Annotated in this window: 9 protein-coding genes; 2 read left to right on the plus strand and 7 right to left on the minus strand. The window is 63.1% G+C overall.

The genetic code is table 11. From position 1 onward, the window contains the following. Window positions 1–4: 4 nt before the first annotated feature. The gene (locus QRX60_RS45700; protein ID WP_285997703.1) at window positions 5–2,056 is read right to left on the minus strand and encodes a hypothetical protein; all 2,052 of its coding nucleotides are present in this window, start codon (window positions 2,054–2,056) and stop codon (window positions 5–7) included. Further along, on the minus strand, window positions 2,053–7,812 hold the full coding sequence (locus tag QRX60_RS45705) for a DEAD/DEAH box helicase (RefSeq protein ID WP_285997704.1): 5,760 nt from the start codon (window positions 7,810–7,812) through the stop codon (window positions 2,053–2,055). Before QRX60_RS45705 ends, QRX60_RS45700 begins: the two co-directional genes overlap by 4 nt. Before the next feature lie 304 nt (window positions 7,813–8,116). Here QRX60_RS45705 and QRX60_RS45710 point away from each other — a divergent pair, with 304 nt between their 5' ends. Next, complete coding sequence (locus QRX60_RS45710) at window positions 8,117–9,595, plus strand: recombinase family protein (protein WP_285997705.1); 1,479 nt, start codon at window positions 8,117–8,119, stop codon at window positions 9,593–9,595. Between the two features lie 144 nt (window positions 9,596–9,739). Here the strand turns inward: QRX60_RS45710 and QRX60_RS45715 are convergent, their stop codons facing one another. Beyond that, window positions 9,740–11,416, minus strand: coding sequence for a hypothetical protein (locus QRX60_RS45715; protein WP_285997706.1), 1,677 nt, complete (start codon window positions 11,414–11,416; stop codon window positions 9,740–9,742). Window positions 11,417–12,748: 1,332 nt separating this feature from the next. Here QRX60_RS45715 and QRX60_RS45720 point away from each other — a divergent pair. Further along, a complete protein-coding gene (locus tag QRX60_RS45720; RefSeq protein ID WP_285997707.1) occupies window positions 12,749–14,080 on the plus strand; it encodes a PDDEXK family nuclease in 1,332 nt (443 codons plus the stop codon). A gap of 14 nt (window positions 14,081–14,094) precedes the next feature. Here QRX60_RS45720 and QRX60_RS45725 read toward each other — a convergent pair whose 3' ends face one another. The 4 genes from QRX60_RS45725 to QRX60_RS45740 form a co-directional block, all read right to left on the minus strand. Next, window positions 14,095–15,117, minus strand: coding sequence for a VRR-NUC domain-containing protein (locus QRX60_RS45725; RefSeq protein ID WP_285997708.1), 1,023 nt, complete (start codon window positions 15,115–15,117; stop codon window positions 14,095–14,097). Between the two features lie 417 nt (window positions 15,118–15,534). Next, the gene (locus tag QRX60_RS45730; RefSeq protein ID WP_285997709.1) at window positions 15,535–16,248 is read right to left on the minus strand and encodes a hypothetical protein; all 714 of its coding nucleotides are present in this window, start codon (window positions 16,246–16,248) and stop codon (window positions 15,535–15,537) included. Between the two features lie 219 nt (window positions 16,249–16,467). After that, complete coding sequence (locus QRX60_RS45735) at window positions 16,468–16,971, minus strand: hypothetical protein (RefSeq protein WP_285997710.1); 504 nt, start codon at window positions 16,969–16,971, stop codon at window positions 16,468–16,470. 526 nt (window positions 16,972–17,497) lie between these two features. After that, window positions 17,498–17,848 (minus strand): helix-turn-helix domain-containing protein, encoded by a 351-nt coding sequence (locus QRX60_RS45740; protein ID WP_285997711.1) that lies wholly within the window; start codon window positions 17,846–17,848, stop codon window positions 17,498–17,500. Between the last annotated feature and the right edge of the window lie 343 nt (window positions 17,849–18,191).

An 18,191-nucleotide genomic window follows, 5' to 3' on the forward strand; every position in this document is an offset into this window, starting at 1 on the left:
CGGTTCAGTCCGAGATCGCATCGAGCCAGACGGGCCCGGGCTCGTCCCCGCGGCGATGTCCTCGGACGAAGGTGAAACCAGGCGGCAATTCCACGGATGCGTGCGGTCCGTGAAGGCCGCTGATGTACTTCGCGTAGTTGGCCTTCGCCTGCTCGCTGGCCCGGAACCCGTCCGGCAGCTGCCGCAGGCTAGGCGGCACCCAGTGCTCCTTGACCTGGCCGGCCAGCCCTCCCGGTCGGCGTGCCTGATCGGGGACACGAGGTGCTCCGGCACCGTCGGGCCACCAGACGAAGACGTCCGGTGCCGTCCGGTCCGCGACCGGTTCGCAGGTCAGCTTGCCCGCCTCCACCAGATCTTCGCAGGTGTGGATCACCAACCAGAGCAGCACCGGGTTGACCGGTTCCGGCCCGAACAGCGCCGTCATCAGCTGAGGACCGGTGAGCTGCCGGGCACCGAACGGCCCTGCCTCGCCGTGTCTGCGCAGTGCGTTGACGATAAACCGGCCCAGCGGGTCCACCCCGCGCCCCGGCTTGACACTCCGGGCGGCCGCCGGCGCGGGAGTGACTGCCTCGGCCAGGCCGAGCGCGGCGGCGAGGAGCTTCTCGTCGGTCGCCCACCGGTAGTCGTCGCCGTAAGGCAGGGGCGCGTCGAGGAGTGTCGTCGAAAGCGCCACTCGGCGGGCGCCGCACGCGGCGGCGACGGTGACCTTGATCCCTGGGTAGAAGCCGAACGGCCAAGCGATGCCGGTCAGCCGGTTGTCCGTCAGGACCACCTCCTGGACGCGCATCGCGTCGTCGAGCGGCTCGCCTTCGTGGAACAGGTCGATGATCATGTTCTGGTGGGGGAAGAGCTCCATGGCGGACGAGGGCAGCGGGAGCACGCCGTTGTCGATGTGCGTCGCGCGCAACGCGACCGTGAAAACGGTGAGGGTGTTGTCGAGGTGTTGCAGGAGGACGTCGTCCTCGATGGGCTCCTCGCCCCGGGCGGGGTACGGCGCGTTGCGCCACACACCGCCCGCCTGCCACGGATCGTCGATCCGCACGTCGAGCCCGTCGAGTCGAGCGGCTTCGCCATCGATCGCGAGATTGGCGTGCACCACGGCTTCGACCGCGCCAGCGTAGGAGAGCGGGTCCGGCGTCTCACCGAGGTGGGCCCTCGCCTCGAGCAACGGCCAGACGCCGGTGTAACGGGGTTCGCCTGCCGGCCGGGTGACGATCCTGACGATTTCCCCCAGGTCGTCTCCGCCGAGGGCGTCGGGCGAGGCGAGGCGTTCGGTGAACCGGTCAGCGGGGGTGGCGTACGGGCCCCAGCGGCGCAGGATCGCCGACCGCGTCAGGAGGCTGTCGATCGTGGTCAGGGCCGCTTCCAACGCGGCGGCGAGCGCGCCGTCGTCGTGGGGATCGGTCAGCAGGCCGCCCAGCGGTCCGCTGAGCAGTAGCGGTTTCGCCTTCGTCAGCAGCCAGTCGGCGTACCGGCCGGTGTCCGGTGGCCGCGCCGCCACCGGGGCGGTACCGAGCACGTGGCCTCGCGCGTCGAGGACCGTGCCGCGGCGGCGCTGCCGTTCGAGCTCCGCCCGGTCGCGGTGGTTCAAGCCGATGCCGAACGCCTCGAAGTCGAGGATGGCGCGGGCTTCCCCGGCCTGCGCCGGATCGTTCCACCCGGATGCGCCCGGGAGCTCGGGTGGGACCCAGCCATCGACGTCGACGCCGTGATGGGCTCCGAACTGCCCGACCACTTCGGCCCATAGGGTGTGCACGCCTCGTTCGACGCGGACGAACATGCCCACCTCGGGAACAGTCTCCGGCTCGACGTCAAGGCGGAAGAACAGCTCCGGATCGAGGAGCTCTCCGCGGTAGCCCGAGCCGTCCGGGCCGAAACCGAAATGCACGGCGTTGAACGCCGTCGCGACGTGCAGCGGAGCCCGTCGCGCCAGGGCCACCCGTTCCAGATAGGCGAGAACCCGTTCGTGCGGTGCGTCCGGCTCGACCAAAAGCTCCGCGGTGAACAGCGGATCGTCGTGGAACGGCCGCCAGATCTCGGTCGCGCTCGCTGTCATGTCGCCACCTCCGCGGTTTGCCCGGCCGTGGTCCGCTCACGGCGTTCGTCTACTTCTGCGTACCTGCGCAGCCGCCAAAGTCCATCACCGGTCCGGATGACCTGCGCCGCGGCGGTCAGCCGGTCGAGCGCGGCGCGCACGTCATCGATCCGCGCGCCCGGATCGCACCCACGAAGACGGTGGTACAGCAGCCTCGGCCACAGCGGACGTTGCCTTCCCGTCGACGCATCCGGGTAGGTCTCGTCGCCGCGGAGCACCCGATTGATCATCGCGTCGGTCAGCCCTCGGTAGTTGTCCCACAGGAGGCTGCGAATATTGCGATCCGTCACCGTCCGATACGGCAGGCCGTCCCGCCGGACCGATGGCCGCGGGTGCTTCGTGTTGAACGCGCGGAGCAGGTCCGGCACCGGGACCCGTTCTGCGTTGTGGTGCCAGCAGGTTGAACAACGGCAAGCCGGCGTCGTGCACGTATCCTCGGGCAGGGCGTGCTCCGGCATACCGAAGTACCCGGCCATGCCGGCGTTGGCACAGGTGCGGTCTTCGTTATACCAGGCAAGAAGTTCGGCCAGTTCACGGTCATGCCGGGCGCGGTGTCCGACGGTGTGGCCCACCGCCTCTTCCGGCGCCGTCCGGGACGGCCGGACCGAGATCAGCGTCCGGTAGTTGCCAGCCTGGGAGACGTCGAGGCAACCCCGGTCGTGGAGCGTCGAAAGGACGGCCCAAGTACCGGCGACGTCACCGGATGTCCGGTCGTATCGAGGCACCTCCCGCGCGAGTCTCTCGTGAAGTTCGGTCATCTCGTACCGGCCTGACCTCGCCGAAACGATCTGCTGCAGCCGCTGGGCAACCGCCGCCAGCTCGTCATCGCCCAGGTCGAGGGGTTCGTCGACCGGAGCCAGCAGGACCGTCGCCGGAAAGTCGCCCCGGTCGTCGAGCACGCCGTTGTTCGCCAGGACGGCCACCGACCGGATGACGGCGGTCCGGAAGGCGTCCACTGTGGACGCATGCCGCGCTTCGGCGGGCCGTAGTCGTCCCGCCGCGACCTCGACCCGAAGGCAGCTGTCCGCGAGCTCGTCGGGATCCAGCACGCCGCTCCTGGATGCGGTTTCGAGCAGGAGCTTCCCGATCTGGTTCTCGGTGGCGGGCGGCAGGCCTTGCGAGAGCATCCACCGCAGGGTGCGGAAGCCGCGGCCGGTCCCGAGAGCCAGGCCGTAGGACGGCGAGTTGATCTCGGCGGCGGCCTTTCCGGCCTGATCACGTCCGGCTCGGCCGAGCTGCTGGTAGAGCGCGGCGAGGTCCGGCGGCGGCGACACTACGAACACACACCGGATGTCGCCCCGGTTGACGCCGAGCCCGAACGCGCTGGTCGCCACGATGATCAGCGGAACGAAACCGGGATCGCCCTTGACCGGTGCTTCGCGGAATTCGGTCAGCACCGCCGCCTTCTCCGCTTCGGACAGCCGGCCGTGGAAGCGCCGGACCTGCCGGACACCGGCGTCGCCGAGGAACTGGCGGAGATGGGCGTGCAGAGCCTCGACCTCTTTCACGGTCAGGCAGTAGAAGATCGCGTGGTCGTCGCACGCGGTCGCGATCTCCTCGGCGAGCCCGGCGACCGTAGTGGGTCCGGCGTTGTGGATCACCCGCCGGTACAACGCCAGCTCGGGACGGAGCGGACTGGCGGTCACCATGACGAGTGACTCACCCTCGACAGGCTCCTCGGCCACACCGAAGAGTCCCGCTCGCAGACCGGCGCGGACCGACCGGTTCGCGGTGGCCGTCACCGCGGTCACCCGCACCCGGTCGTCGTTCCTGAGCTCGGTGATGAGCCGCTCGGCACGGCGGAAGCTCGGCCGGAAGTCGTCGCCCCACTGCACGAACGTGTGCGCCTCGTCCACCGCGATCCGGCGGAGGATACCCTTCTCCGCTGCTTCGCGCAGCAGCTCCTGGAACCGGCGGTTCGCCAGCCGTTCCGGCGAGACGTAAACGAGACGGATGCCGTGGTCCGCGACCCCGGTCAGCTGTTCGGCGACCTCGGTCTTCCCTCGTCGGCTGTTCGACTCGGGCATCGGCCCGACCAGCGCGCGCACGGCCCCGCCGACGGTGGCGTTCAGCTCGAGGGCCTGGTCCGCCATCAAGGCGACCAGTGGCGAGACGACGACGGTCACCCCGGAAAGCGCCAGTGCGGGCAGCTGGAAGGCGTACGACTTACCGAAACCGGTCGGCAGCAGAGCCAGCACGTCGGCGTCCTCGGCGACCGCACGGATCACCGATTCCTGTTGTGCGCGAAGCCGAAACGGTTCTTCCGAGAAGCGGAGCAGGCCTGCGATCCGGCCGCACCGCTCCACCAGCAGGTCGCCCAGCTTCCCGGCGGCCCGCGCGGCCGCTTCCTCGACTGGGTTGATCACCGCGTCGAGGATCTCGCGAGTGGCCGGCAGCAGGGTGTGGGTCCGCAGGGCGTCCGGCTCGCACAGTTCGGCGGCTCGGTGCCGCTCGATGAGCCCGTTCTCGCCGAGGAACTGCCAGATCGTCCGCCAGCCTTCGGCCATGGTCAGCACGTTGCCTCCCGCGGGCTCTCCGGTCACTTCATCGGGGACCTGCAGCCCCGGATCGAGCGACTCGAGGAACACCCGGCGATAGCTCCGCCGTTGCGCGGTGCGGCCGGCCAGCCGGCGGTCGCTGATCACCACGATGCCCCGGTGCTCGGTCGAGCGAACCAGCCTGCCGACGGCTTGCCGGAGATCCATCGCGGCCAGCGGCAAGTAGTAGTTCTCGTTCGCGGAACGCTCTGGATCGGGATCGCCGGCATCGGCGGCTCGGCGCGCCGCTGCCGCGCGACGGGCGGCGACGAGCGGGTCGGCGAAGGGCGCGAACGGCAGCTTGTTGATCCACACGAGGGAAACCCGGTCGGCTGCGAAATCGATGCCCTGCCACATCCCCCGCGTCGCGACACAGAAGCCGCCTGTCTCGGCGAACGCGCGAGCGGCGCGTGTGTTGCCCAGCAGCGGCGCCACCGTGACCGGCGTTCCCGGCGCCCGGCCGGAGAGTTCACCGATCAGCCGTTCGGCGATGGCGGACGCAGCCTTCTTCGCGGTCGTCAAGACCAGTCCGCCGCCGCGGAACGCGTCGCCCTCGCGGCGAATGACCTCCTTCGCATAGCCGGCGAGCTGGTGGGCTGTCGTGCGTACCGCGCCGTCGGCTTGCTCACCCCAGCTCGGGAAGTCCGCCAGGCAGACCAGCCGGGCCTGACCGGCCAGATCGAACGGTCCGGTCAGGGCGAACGCGTCGACTTCCACCCCGAGACCGAGCCTCGAGCGGATATACGTCCAGCTGCCGGCCACCCGGAGCGTAGCGGAGACGTAGAAAACCCGGCCGAACCGCTCACGCACGTCAGCCCAGGTCGTCTCGCGGCTGAGCTCGATCGGGGCGGACACGACCGCGAACGCGTACCGGCGAGCCGAAACGCTGATCCCCTCGCTCTCCAGCTCGGTGGCGTAGACGACGCGGTTGCCGTCCTCGGGCGGCGGATCGTCCGGCGTTCCGTCCAAGATCTGCCGCGCGTCTCCGGTGACCCGACTCGCCGCATCCGCAAGCACCTCCGCTCGCGCGGCAAGTGAGGCTGTGCGCTCGTACTCCCACCAGGCATCAGTCCGAGCGCGAGCACCCAGGTACGCGGCCAAAGCACCGCAAACGGCATTCGCCGATCGAGCCAGCCGGTCGAGCCGGCCGAGCAGCTGCCGGGACGGCGCCTCTCCGCCGACTCCACCGAACGGGCTGGCCAAGGTGACGACGCGGCTGCCCACCGTGCCACCGGACCGGTCGAAGACAGCCTGAGCCGCCCGCGGCAACGCCTCGGTGTCCAGCAGGGACTCCAGATCGGCGACGGATTCCGCCAGCCGGTCGGGGACGTCACGCCCGCGCGTGCACCAGCGGCGCAGCTCACCGGTGAGGTTCTCCACGGCGCGGTAGTCGACCTCGGCGCTCGCCGCGGCGGTGGCAGCCTGCTCAAGTGAGTGGGCCTCGTCGATAACCAGCAACGTCGAGTCCGAACCCACGTCCGGCTGGCTCAGGAGCAGCGCGTGGTTGGCTACGATGAGCTGACTCGCGGCGAACGCCTCAGCCGCCGTCTCCGAGAGCCTGGCGAGGAGCGACGACGAGCTGCGCCGGTAGTCGCCGCTCTCCTGGCTGAGGCCGATGAGCCAAAGCGTCAGCGGGACCCGGGCACCCGATTCGAAGTACTCGGAAATGAAGGCCGGGAGATCGGCCGGGTCCACGCTCCGGGAGGACCAGCGGTCGTCGAGCGTCTTCGCCTCGCCCAATCGCCGGACCAGGTAGATCAGCAGCTCCCGATAACTCGGGTCGGTGGCGAAGCGGGTGCGCTGCTCGGGCCGGGAGCTCGCCGCCGCGCCGGTGGCGTCGGCCAGCGCGGTGACCATCGCCCGCAGGGACAGCCGGTTCCGCTTGCCCTTGACCAGCGCAGCGACGTCCGCCAGACCGGGCGCCACCGCGGCCAGCTTGGCGATGTCCCCGGCGAGCTGGGTCTGCAGCTGCTTGGTGTGGGTCGAGAGGACGACCTGCCGGCCCGGCGCACCGGCGAGCCAGTCGAGACCGGTGGCGAGGACGGCGAGGCTCTTGCCGGTCCCGGTGGGAGCTTCGCACAGAGCATCCCGGCCGGCGGTCACCTGAGCGACCAGCTGGGCGGACATCTCCTGCTGCGCCGGTCGACGCTCCACTCGCCCCGAGGCTGCCGCCTGGGCAAGGCGGTGCGGATCGACCCGCCCCGAGTCGTCGCGCAGCTCGTCCGGCACGACCAGCGGGGTGTTCGGGTGGCTCGGTGACGGCGCCGGAATGAGGTCGAATAGTACCTGCTCAACCTCCGCATCGTCGTGCTCGTGGGTGGCCACATCGGACGGAAGCAAGGAAGCCAGCAGGTCCCAGGCCGCGCTACCGGTGCCCGCGCTCAACGCCAGGACACGCTCTGCTTCAGGCCACGCAGCCACGGTCGACGCCGCGAGCTGGACCACGCGGGCCGTCAGTGTTGCGTCTGCCTCGGCGTCATGCCAGCGCAGCCCCTTGTGGTCGACCCCGACCTCAGTGGCCAGCTCGGCCAGTCGGTGGGAGGAAGCCGTCGGCCAGATAGCGTGAGCGAGGTAGAGCGCATCGACCCGGCGGTGGCCGCCGAAGCCTTGGATGCCCGCGTTGCCGCTTGCTTCGTCGAGCAGAGGGAAGTCGGCCTGTATGCCGTTGTAGGCAACCAGGGTGTCGGCGTCGGCGCAGAATTGCCGCAGCGCTTCGAAAGCTTCCACCGGACTGACTGCATGGCTTTCGTATGACGCGCGAACGCGCTCCGATCTGATCTCCGCTTCCCAGTCTTCGTCCGACAGCCTTACCCAGGCCGTGAACCGCTCACCCTTGCCAACCCAATCCGAGTCACCGGACAGGCGAGCGGCACCAATCTGATACACCTGGCGATCGCCGTCCGGTTTCTCCGAGCTGGGACGAACCACGGATTCGAAATCCACGATGACAGCCCGCAAGAGATCGCGCAGTCCGCCGTCAGGTTGCGCCGCTTCTGCAACAGCAGAGAGCATTTCACCTTCAGCCAGCACCAAGCCGGCCCGGATCGCCGACATGACGATCGCACGCAGACGTCGCAATGTCAGTGACGGCCAACGACGCTGCGCTTCGCTCAACAGCGCGCTTCCGTCGACCGGACCGATACGAGCAAGAATCTCAGCGACTTCCTCGGCCTGGCTCACTCCTGCGGCTATAGAAACCTCCGATGAAGTCGTCTCAACCACAGGATCGTGACTCCTTTTCACGTTTGCCGAACGAGAGGTGCAACGTCAACACCAAGTCACTGGGACGGCCCAGTAAATCCCGCTCCGCCCGGCAAGATCGACGATCACCGCTACGTACGGTTGATGGGTCGGCGGTCGGCCATCCGCTGTTACAACCCCTCGAAGGAAATCGATAACGTTTCGCCAGTCGAGCGCCATGCGGACCCAGCAGACAGCGGAACTACTGTAGATCGTCGCCGCATAGGGCGTTATACAGTCCTCGATGACGCATCGCGACTGCGCTGATCGGATGAACCGCTCGGAGCGCGCCGTCATGACCCAACGGCCGCGACATCCGTCCAACGTGATCCCACCGCACCCGCCCTTGCCTCAGGTGGCCGCACCACCTGCTGGCGCGGCCGACCTGCTGGCGCAGTGGATGAACGGCAAGAAGCTGGCAACCACGACCTCTACCCGCCCCGACCATGGCAGTGGCTTGAGGTTCGCCTTCTACGGCCGGACCTCGACCACCCGCCACCAAGACCGCGTGTCGTCACAAGGGTGGCAACGCGACATGGCCGATGAGTTGGTCGCGGGCCACGGCCAGGTCGCCGCCGCCTACTTCGACGCCGGCACCTCACGCCGCGTCCCATGGCGACAGCGACCGCAGGCTGCCCAGCTCATGGCCGCGGCCTCGGGTCCAGAATCCGTGATCGATGCGATCGTGGTCGGCGAATACGAGCGCGCCTTCACCGGCACCCAGTTCGCCACCCTCTACGCCTGGTGCACCCGGCACGGCATCCAGCTGTGGCTGCCCGAGACAGGAGGTCCAGTCGATCTCGCTAACCGCGATCACCGAGCGCTGTTGTCGCTTCTCGCGACCCAGTCGCAGCGCGAAGTGCTCCGCGCCCGCCACCGGGTGCTGGCGGCGATGCATAACCAGGCCACCCAACAAGGCCGCTACCTCGGCGGCCGACCACCCTACGGCTACCAACTCGTCGACGCCGGCCCGCACCCCAACCCCGCCGACGCCCGCTGGGGCCGACGCCTCCAGCGCCTCGCCCCCGACCCACGAACCGCACCCCACGTCACCTGGATGTTCCGCCAGCGTCTCGCCGGGCACAGCGTCGCCAGCATCGCCCGACACCTCAACGAGCGCGGCATCCCCTGTCCGTCCAGCGCCGATCCAGACCGCAACCGGCATCGAACCCGCAGTGCCTGGACCCTACGCACCGTCGCCGTCATCCTGGCAAACCCGCGCTACACCGGCCGCCAAACCTGGAACCGCCGCGCCACCGACACCGAAGGCCCAGCCTCAACGCCCGCGCTGTCGGCAAAGGCTGCCCATCCGGCGCTTATCACGGAGCAGGACTTCGTCACCGCGCAGCAAGTCCGGGCAGCGCGCCCAGCCGACGACGGTCAGACTCGCCGATTCGCCCTCGCCGGGCTCATCCACTGCGGCGTTTGCAACCGGCGACTGGACTCCCACTGGAACCACGGGCGACCGACGTACCGCTGCCGTCACGGCCACACCAGCACCCAACGCGCGGGCCAACCTCGGCCGAAGACACTCTACATCCGCGAAGACCACCTCGTGGACGAGATCCACGTCCGGCTCGGCGTTCAAGACGGTGACGGCCACGCCACGCTGGAGTCCGCTCGGACACGAGGCAGCCGCGTCGCCACAGCACTACGAGGCTCGGGACAGTTCATCGTCTGTGGCAGCGCAGGATGGCGACTGCAGAACATCGATTCGAGCTGAGGTACGATCAACCCGGCTTCAAGATCGCGTTCCGCGATCCGTGGGGTAATACTGTGTCCGAGGACGATCTTGCTCACTATCTACACGGCTAATCCTCGACTGAGACCCACGGCAGGCTCGCGGGTCGAGAGTCTGAGTTTGAACTCAGGTGGTCCTTCGCACGAGGCCGGTGTAGCCAGCAAGAGCCAGCGTCGCTAGCCCCCAGATCACGGCCTGCGTGAGCCAGATCGCAACAGTGAACTTCGCGGCCAAGTTGGTGTCCGGGTTGAGATCGCAGCGGTTGCGGACGCCGGTCGCTGCCAGCGGCAGGCCCCTGTCCAAGCCCAGGCCGATCAATTCCACACTTGTGCACGGCCTACCAGTGGGATCGGTGAAGGTACCAGTGCGCTCGGCGATGTGATGCCCGCCGTCGGTGACGTGCCCGGCCCACAGACCAAGGCCGCCAGCGACTGCGAGAGTGATTAGGAGTGCCGCAGCAGTGCGTCGAGTCAGGTAACCGTAGCCCGCAAGAACACCCCAGAGCCAATGGAACCGCCGAGTCAACCAGTTGCCCAGAGCCTTCGGCGCTCGATCATAAAGGTCCCTCTGCTGAGCTATCAGAATCCGGCGGGCATTGCCATCGTGACCGGCAGCCCGCTCTGCGGCTGCCAGCTGCTGATAAGGACCGGGTCGATATGCCTCCGTGTGACAGCGGATAAGGTGTAGCCACTCTTGCCACGGCATGGCTCGATATGGCATTACTTCAAGCGCACCAAATCTGAATCCGTTGATATCCACACGCTTAGAACGATCACACGAGTTGTTAGTCAGGAATTCTGAACAGATCACAGTGATCGGAAGAAAGACTTTCGAATCAACGCGTGTATTTTCAACATCTAGCACCAAACCTTCGACATTAGTTAACTCAGATTCCAACACGCTTAGCATACCTCCGATCTGCGCGCCAATGAGGCGTATTGCACCGTGCATGCCGCCACCGATAACGTGCACCTTGTCGAGATTCAATCCGGCTTCGACCCTCAATTGATCGGCGGACATGGCAGGTCCCACAAGATTCATTATCTCCGCGCCGCGCACGATTAGTGCACCGTCAACTTGAGCCCGGAAGAGTTGGATGGCACCCCGCTCACTTACGCCACCAAGCTGGGCATCACGCAACCATATGTTGCCATCAACGCGAAGGCCGGGCGCGAATAGCGCAGGACCAGTCTCATTAATTATTTCAGTTCTACTCAAGTCTAGCATGCCGCCAATATGGGAACCAGGAAGTCGGATCGCACCCGTGCCGCCAATTCCTGTAACGCGAAGACTGTCGAGCCACATGCCCGATATGACTCGAATGCCATCAGCATGAACATTGCCGACACGACAATGTGCGAGGCGAAGCCAGGGAAGGCTCGCATACCTCGCAGTGATTGCACTAGTGACAACACAGGAGGTTACACTCAATCCAGAGCAAGCAGCGACATTGTCGAGGTCCAGCGTGCCGGTTATCCTCGCACCTTGGACTTTTATTCCCTTCGGGTCCAAAGTGCCGCGCTGACCTAACAGCATCTCGCGCAATAGCCGCGCCCGGATCTCATGTGCCGGATCGTTGTCGTCGGCGAGTTCCTCGACCGTAAGTCCAGAGCCCACAGGGGTGTCGCCGGCGCGGGCAGCATCGATTAGCTCTCTCTCAAGCCTGGCCAGGTCATCGAGCATCGGCAGCAGCGAGTAATCTGTCACATCAAGCGAGTCGCCGAGCGGTGTTCGGATGCTACACGCACCGTCGCGCTGGGCGGACGTCAGCCGACGCCGCGGCTGCACGAGCAGCGCTTTCAAGCCACCGACAATCGAGGGGCACGTGCAGCCTCAGCGTGCCGGACGATCTTGCTCGCTATCTACACGGCTGCTACTCGAACGCTGACGCGCCGCGGGCGCTACGGGCTCACGACGATCCTCTGGTCCACAATCAGTAGGTGACCTCACAGGAACATCCTCGGTTGGCGCCCGACTGGAAGCGGGAGCCATGCTTAGGCTGCGCTAACCTCGTCAAACGGAGCCGCGGAGGATGGGTCGAGATAGTCGGCACGCGTTCTGGAAGCTGGCTGATCGCCTACCCGGTGCAAGCGGGGCTCGCATTACAGGCTGGCCGTAAGGACGTTCCGAATGAGACGATCTTTCTTCTCGGCACGTCCCACCTCGACTGTGCCCATGAAGCCGCGCGGCGAATCAGATCGGGTGATTTCACCTTCGTATCAGACCTCTGCGAGATGTACGTCGAACACTCTCGACATCAAGACATTCCACCTCTACATTTACCATCCCAGCCAGATAATTGCGTTTTTTGCGATCGGCTCGATTGGTCTCAGTTAACGAAGGAACACGTCTGGCCAGAGTGGCTGCAGAGGCAGTTCATCTCACGAGGCGCTCGTTTTGCTCAGAACGGCAAAGGGCGCGAGGTCTCACCGAACGCCGGCCCCATGGCTAGCGTATGCCTCAACTGCAATACGCGATGGATGAGCGTACTTGAGAACGATGTTAAGCCATTGATTCTCGAAATGTGGAAGAACCCCATCGAACTAACTAAGTCGGACCAAGAAATACTTGCAACATGGGCCTTTAAGATGTCTATTCTATTCGACAGCTTGTCCGAAACCCCCCTGATTCCAAGAGGTCTAGCATACGATCTTCGCGTGAGCCGAAAGCCATCGCAAGGGGTATGGGTGACAGCAAGCCTTTTCGTAGCACCGACACAACTTGCCACCGCAAGATTGAGGCCTTTAACGCTCGCAGCACGCGACAAGACAAAGCCGAATGAACCAAACGGTCTTTGCGTTACCTTCACCGCGTATCGCGTAATATTCCAGGTCGTTATCTTATTCGAGGATGGGATCTTTGACTTTGAGGTGCGTCAAGACTTCCAAGAGTTGCTAACTCCGTTGTGGCCAATAACTGAAGCCGTCCAATCTTGGCCGATAGGCGGGTTCGATGACAGCGCCGCTCAAGATCTAGCCGAATGGCTCTTGCATGGTCAATAACGATCTCCTCACATGATGTAACGGCATGCGTCCAAGCAGCGACATGTACTGCAAGCAGAGGAGCACACACTAGCGTCCTCGCCACCATCGAGACGACTACGAGTGCCCAGCAGTCAGCACAAGGAGGACGTTGATGCCGCAAAAAGCAATCCGACTTACCGACGTCCCAGCTGCTGGAACAGATCTTGAAGACTACGTCGCCGCGCTATTTCATGCCTCTGGCTACTATGTCGAGAAGAGTCTTGTGGAGCGCGATCCCGATGATGTGCTCGAACTCGACATTGTCGCAACCAGATACACAGAAAAACATCCAGATTCGATAATTGTCGAAGCAAAAGGTGGCAAGTGGGGCTACACCGACATATTCAAGGTAGTCGGATGGATGAGATACTTACACCAAGCAAGAGGTGCTTTCTTTGTCGTTAGAGATCAAAGTAAAGACGTAGGCCGCGTGAAATTGCGCTCATCGCGCATGGGCGTTTCTTTTGTTCACCTTGACGATTTCGCACGAGCTTCTCAGATCTTCGAGGAAGCCGAACTGGGTTCACCTTCAAGCAGTGCCGTAGTAAACCTGTGGCGCTTTTCTAGCATGGTTGAACGAAAACTGGTGAAGAATATACACAGTGACATCAAAGTGAGACCGGAAGCCATTGGCCCCACAGAGATCCTCCGCTACCATCGCCTCGTAAACGATGGAATATTCTTTACTGAGACACACGTCGAAACATTAGAGATGCTCTACGGCGCATACAAGGATCATCCCAAGCTAACATTAGCTGCAGCGCAAGAGTTGCAGAACGGAACATATGATCCAAATCCCGCCCTGGAACAGAATGCACTTATCAGAGAGGCTCTAATACAGGGAAACCACAACATACTTCAGTCTTCCCTGTATGCAGAGCATCGAGCAAGGCTCGCGATCTTGCGGGCAGCAGTCAATCTTTGTTGCACTTATCCAGGCGGGTATGAGTCTTCGTTGGAGTCCGGTTCCGACGAGTGGAACGCGTACTGGCTGCTCCCGCAGACCTTTCGAGAAGCTCTCACATGGCTGTCAGCGCAACGCAACTTTCACCTCTACGCGCTGTTCTGGCAGCAGTTCCTTTGGGGATGGGGAGGGTTCTACCTCCGGCACATCCAGGAGACCGAGTTCGAATGGATGAGTAAATATTCCGGACTACCTAGCGCAGATATACCGAGCGCACTAGAGACTTTTGACAGATTCTTCCCAATGGGCAAGTCAAGTTGGATCACAGAGTCGAACTACACAGATATAGTCCAGGTCAAGCTGATGCCGATGGCCTTCCAGGGAATAGGCGCACATCAGCGACGTCAAGAATATGACGACGCAAAGCTAGAGAAGATTGGAGGTATTGGCTACACCGTCACGAACATGAAAAGGTGGATCAATTTGACAGTTGACTTTCTTGGCGGCATTTACATAGAAGAACCTGATGAATTGGCTTAGATTTCAGCAAGTACTCACAGGGGATCGACCGGAAGTTTCGCAGTACGATGCACTTTGGCAAGCGCAAATTCAAAACCAAGGTGAGTCTTATTTTCCTGTATCCAAGTACGCTGATCACCACTGAGATGGTCACCACTCGACTTTACTTCGACAAACAGGACGTCATCGGGGCCACTCGAAGTTTCACGCCAAGTGAGTAGATCAGGCCAACCCAAGTATCTCGACCAATAAGATTCAGCAAGCCACCGCAAAACTAGCTTGACCCTTCGAGCACCTAGCACACGAATAATCATTCGAGCTCGCTTCTCGTCTTCGGGCTTATAAGCCCATAGATACTGCCTCAATGGGCGAGAGTATTCTCGCCAATAGTCAAACACCCGAAGCAAATCCTCAGTTGTTTCGCCAATGAAGTCGAGATGTTGGCCGAGCTCGACTTGTCGCCGATCGGCATGCGATCGGCGACCGAAGTCCGATGGAAGCATCGTCCAGATCAGCTGATCTTCGCCACCACCTTCGCCCGGACGACCACCGAAGCCAGCCGGCCGTTTAAGCGGATCAGCGTGATCCTGCACCCACATCCACATCAGACAGCCAAACAGCGCCTGAAACGGAAGAGATTCGCAGAACATGACCTCCCGACCTTCCGCCCGAAGATGCTCCGCCACAAATTCCTCAACGGGCTTGGCCGTGTCTGGGTCGGTGCCGCCCAGTGGAAGTACGAGCACTTGATCACGAGTAGGGCTTAGGTATGTAGCTTTATAAGCTAGTATGCGAACTTCGCATTCCCCGATGATCTCCGCATCCGATGGCTCATCATATACATACTTTGGCCGAGTCTTATGCACTTGAGCCGCCTTTTCGATCGCCTCTCGCTCGAATTTCTCAAACTGATCCCTATACTGACTCTCAAGATTGAGTACAAGTGAGTTTCCGATCTCGTCTTGCGTAGCTATGCCTTCCTCGTCGCACCACTCAATAAACCGTAGGTGTGCGCCTACAGAGATCTCACGCCAATAATATCGACGAAGTTTCGTCATCGCACCACGGATCGCAGACCTCGGATAGGCCTTAAGCGAGCAACCTCGACACTCGTCACATATATTTGGTACGAGCGGGCTCGTGACGGGAACACGGGCACCACTGTAGTCGTCAACTCCCTGCAATGCCTGATGCGGAAGCACCCGTATTGCCAATTGTGCGTCACAGGCGCAAGTCAGAATTGCGCTACATGTCTGACAGGAGTACTTTCGGATGATCTCCCAAGGGCTTAACAGATCCACCTGAAGATGCTCACAGGACTCTGACCTCAACGGGCACTCACAATCTCTCAAGTAAGTTCGAAGGTATCATACTCCATGTGTGCAACTAAATATTGTTCGCAATACAAGATGTTTGACTGCCGCGAAAGAAGTCGACGCCCTACCGTACGAATGGCCAAAATAGACGAAATTCGACTAACTCTCGCGAACTTCTGACGCTTTGAGGTCAGCACGCAAAGAGGCCTCGTCGGCAAGTCTGGCCAGATCCTTTGTAATTGCAGCCTCTCGACTAAGCGTTCCATTCCTTTCGCGCGTCCACGTCACCCCGTTAGAGTCTTTGAATTCACAACGGACACCTAGGGCGCCGACGAGTCCAAGACGAAAGCTGAATGTCGCATCAACTCCACCAAATCCCTCCGTTTGCAAACTTGCCGCGCGCTCTCGTGAAACCCGATCAATTCCGTCTTCGATGCGAGCATTTTCGCCAGACTCACGGGGTTGAGCCATTGGTCCAATTGACGGCTCAAGGAACCGATGAAATAGGTCGGCGCCTTCGTATATTTCGCACCATACATTGAATACCGCCGCATTCCCCGCGTTGTAGTAGAAGAGGCGACCAACTTCCATCCCCGGCTTGTCAATCCACACACTAAACAGCGAAGCGCCTTCCTGTTCACGGAGGTTCGCTTCGTACTTCCGTTGCTCTAGCATCTGATTGTCCGAATTCTTCCATCCTTCGACGGCAGTCCAGATCGCCGCAACAGTGCCTAGTCCGCCGATCCACTGCCCCCATGCGGCCCACCAGTTCGAATCTTTATTGTAAGCAATACCCAAGGACACCAGCAAAGTACCTCCCACGCAGATGGCAAAAAATATTAGCCATCGTTCCCGGCGGATGAAATTTCCCACACCTTCTCCTGACCCGCACTAGTTTCAACTACTTGCTTGCCCAAATCGTAATTCCACTCTAGCCTGCTCGATGGGAGCCGCGCCGAGAACGTCGCCAGATATACTGTCCAGTTGACGAAGCGTTCAAAACCAACACATGGACACCAAAGACCAGCTATCCGTCCCAGCTTTCGAAGATCCAAAGTTGGACGGATATGACTGTCAGCACGTAGCGGCGGATCAGTTCGACTGCTTCCTTGCCTCTGCCATGCGGATGCCGCCGTTGAGCAGCAGGCCAACGAGCGCGTCTTGGCGCGTACGCCACGGTCCGCCGGGCACGGCAACCATTGTTGCGGCGGTTCGGGCTTCCCAGCCTCGGCGTCGGACTCGCCCAAGGTAGCCGAGCAGGATCGAATCGCCAGCCAGTACGCGGTAGGTGCCTGAGACCTCGAAGTCCTTACCGCGCTCGACCCGAACCGTGTCCACGTCGATCACGTCTGCACGCGTGACTGAGCGGGTCTCCGACGTAGCAGATTTCGTTACGGATTCCGTGACAGTCGGTTCCGCAGCATGCGAGGACACGCCGTCCATCTCCGCGTGAGGTGTGACAAGAACTTCGGTCGCCTGAGCGGCTTCGACCAACTCGGCAACGGTGGCCAGCTCGGCGAGCGCGGCGCGGGCATCGTCGCCGGACGTCAGGGCGCGGCGCGCGCCGGCGACAGCACGCCCGGCCCGGTCGAGCAAGGCCAATAAGTTTGTACGGGCAGGATCGGCGGCGAGCCGAGCACGTCGGGCACGTTGGCGGCATGCAGGGTCGTGGTACATCGCTGGGCGCCCCCGCCCCCTCGGACGAGGCAACATCTTGCCGCAGCCAGCGCAGACCGGTTCGGCCATACCGCCCTCCATAGATTTCGTGACATGTTTCGTGACGGCGACGCGGTAAACGTACCCGTTGTCACGAATTTTGTCACGAAAATAGCTGTCACAACCCGTCCTGCGAGGCGTCCGTCCGTCACACGGCACGTGACGGCCGCAGATGCGGTTCGACCTGCGGAAACATCAGCTGTGACGGCTGTGACGGGTCCGCTGAATCCCGTCACAGCCGTCCCGAGCAGCCCTAGCGAAAGAGGATTTGAGTCGTCGGCGGGCGCCCGTCACAGCGAGTCGGATGCGCAGAGCACAGGGCCGCCATGAGTTCGGAGGCAGGGGTGTAGATGTAGGCGGCAGAGCTGTATCAGGGCGTGCACGGCTCAGGGCGTGACACGGTCGATCATGGCTGACCGCGGCGGCGGAGTTCGACGCCTTCGGCGCGCAGGATGTTGCGGGTCTGGTTGTAGGACATGCCGTAGGTAGTCGCGAGCTGGCGGATCGAACGCCCATCGAGGTAGGCGTTGACCAGCCCGGGCGGGGTCGGCGGCAGCGGAATCCGCGGAGGACGCAGTGTGACGCCAGCGTCAATCAAGGTGGTGCGGATCTTGCGATAGCTGTAGGGATAGCGCGCAACTAGGCTTTCGAGGGTGTCCCCGGCGGCATAGCGGAGCGCAAGCTCCCGCACGACGTCGACGGGGATCTCAGTAGGGACAAGATCGGGCGGACGCGCGTCTCTCTGATCGTCAATCACCAGATCATCGCCGCCCCGACAAGCTGATCCATGTCCGCGGCAACGCAGCCGACAGCCACCGCGACGCTTACGACTCTGGACGCATTGGAGACCGGAGGCCGGCGCGTTGCGCAGCGACGAGTTCGGCGGCCGTGCGCGCGATCGTCTGGAGCGCAGTCACGTGCTCGGTCAGCCGGTCGAGTCCGAGAGTGCTGAGGCGGAGTTGGGATCGGCAACCTACGGTCCGGGTCTCCAGGTACCCGGCCGCGCGCAGACTCTCGGCGTGCTGCGCCAAGCTCTGCCTGCTAAGGCTCAACGCACTCCGAACGGCGACGTCTTCGCACCAGCGCATGTCAGCCAACAG

Origin of the sequence: Amycolatopsis mongoliensis, assembly GCF_030285665.1 — a bacterium.
Lineage (GTDB): Bacteria > Actinomycetota > Actinomycetes > Mycobacteriales > Pseudonocardiaceae > Amycolatopsis > Amycolatopsis mongoliensis.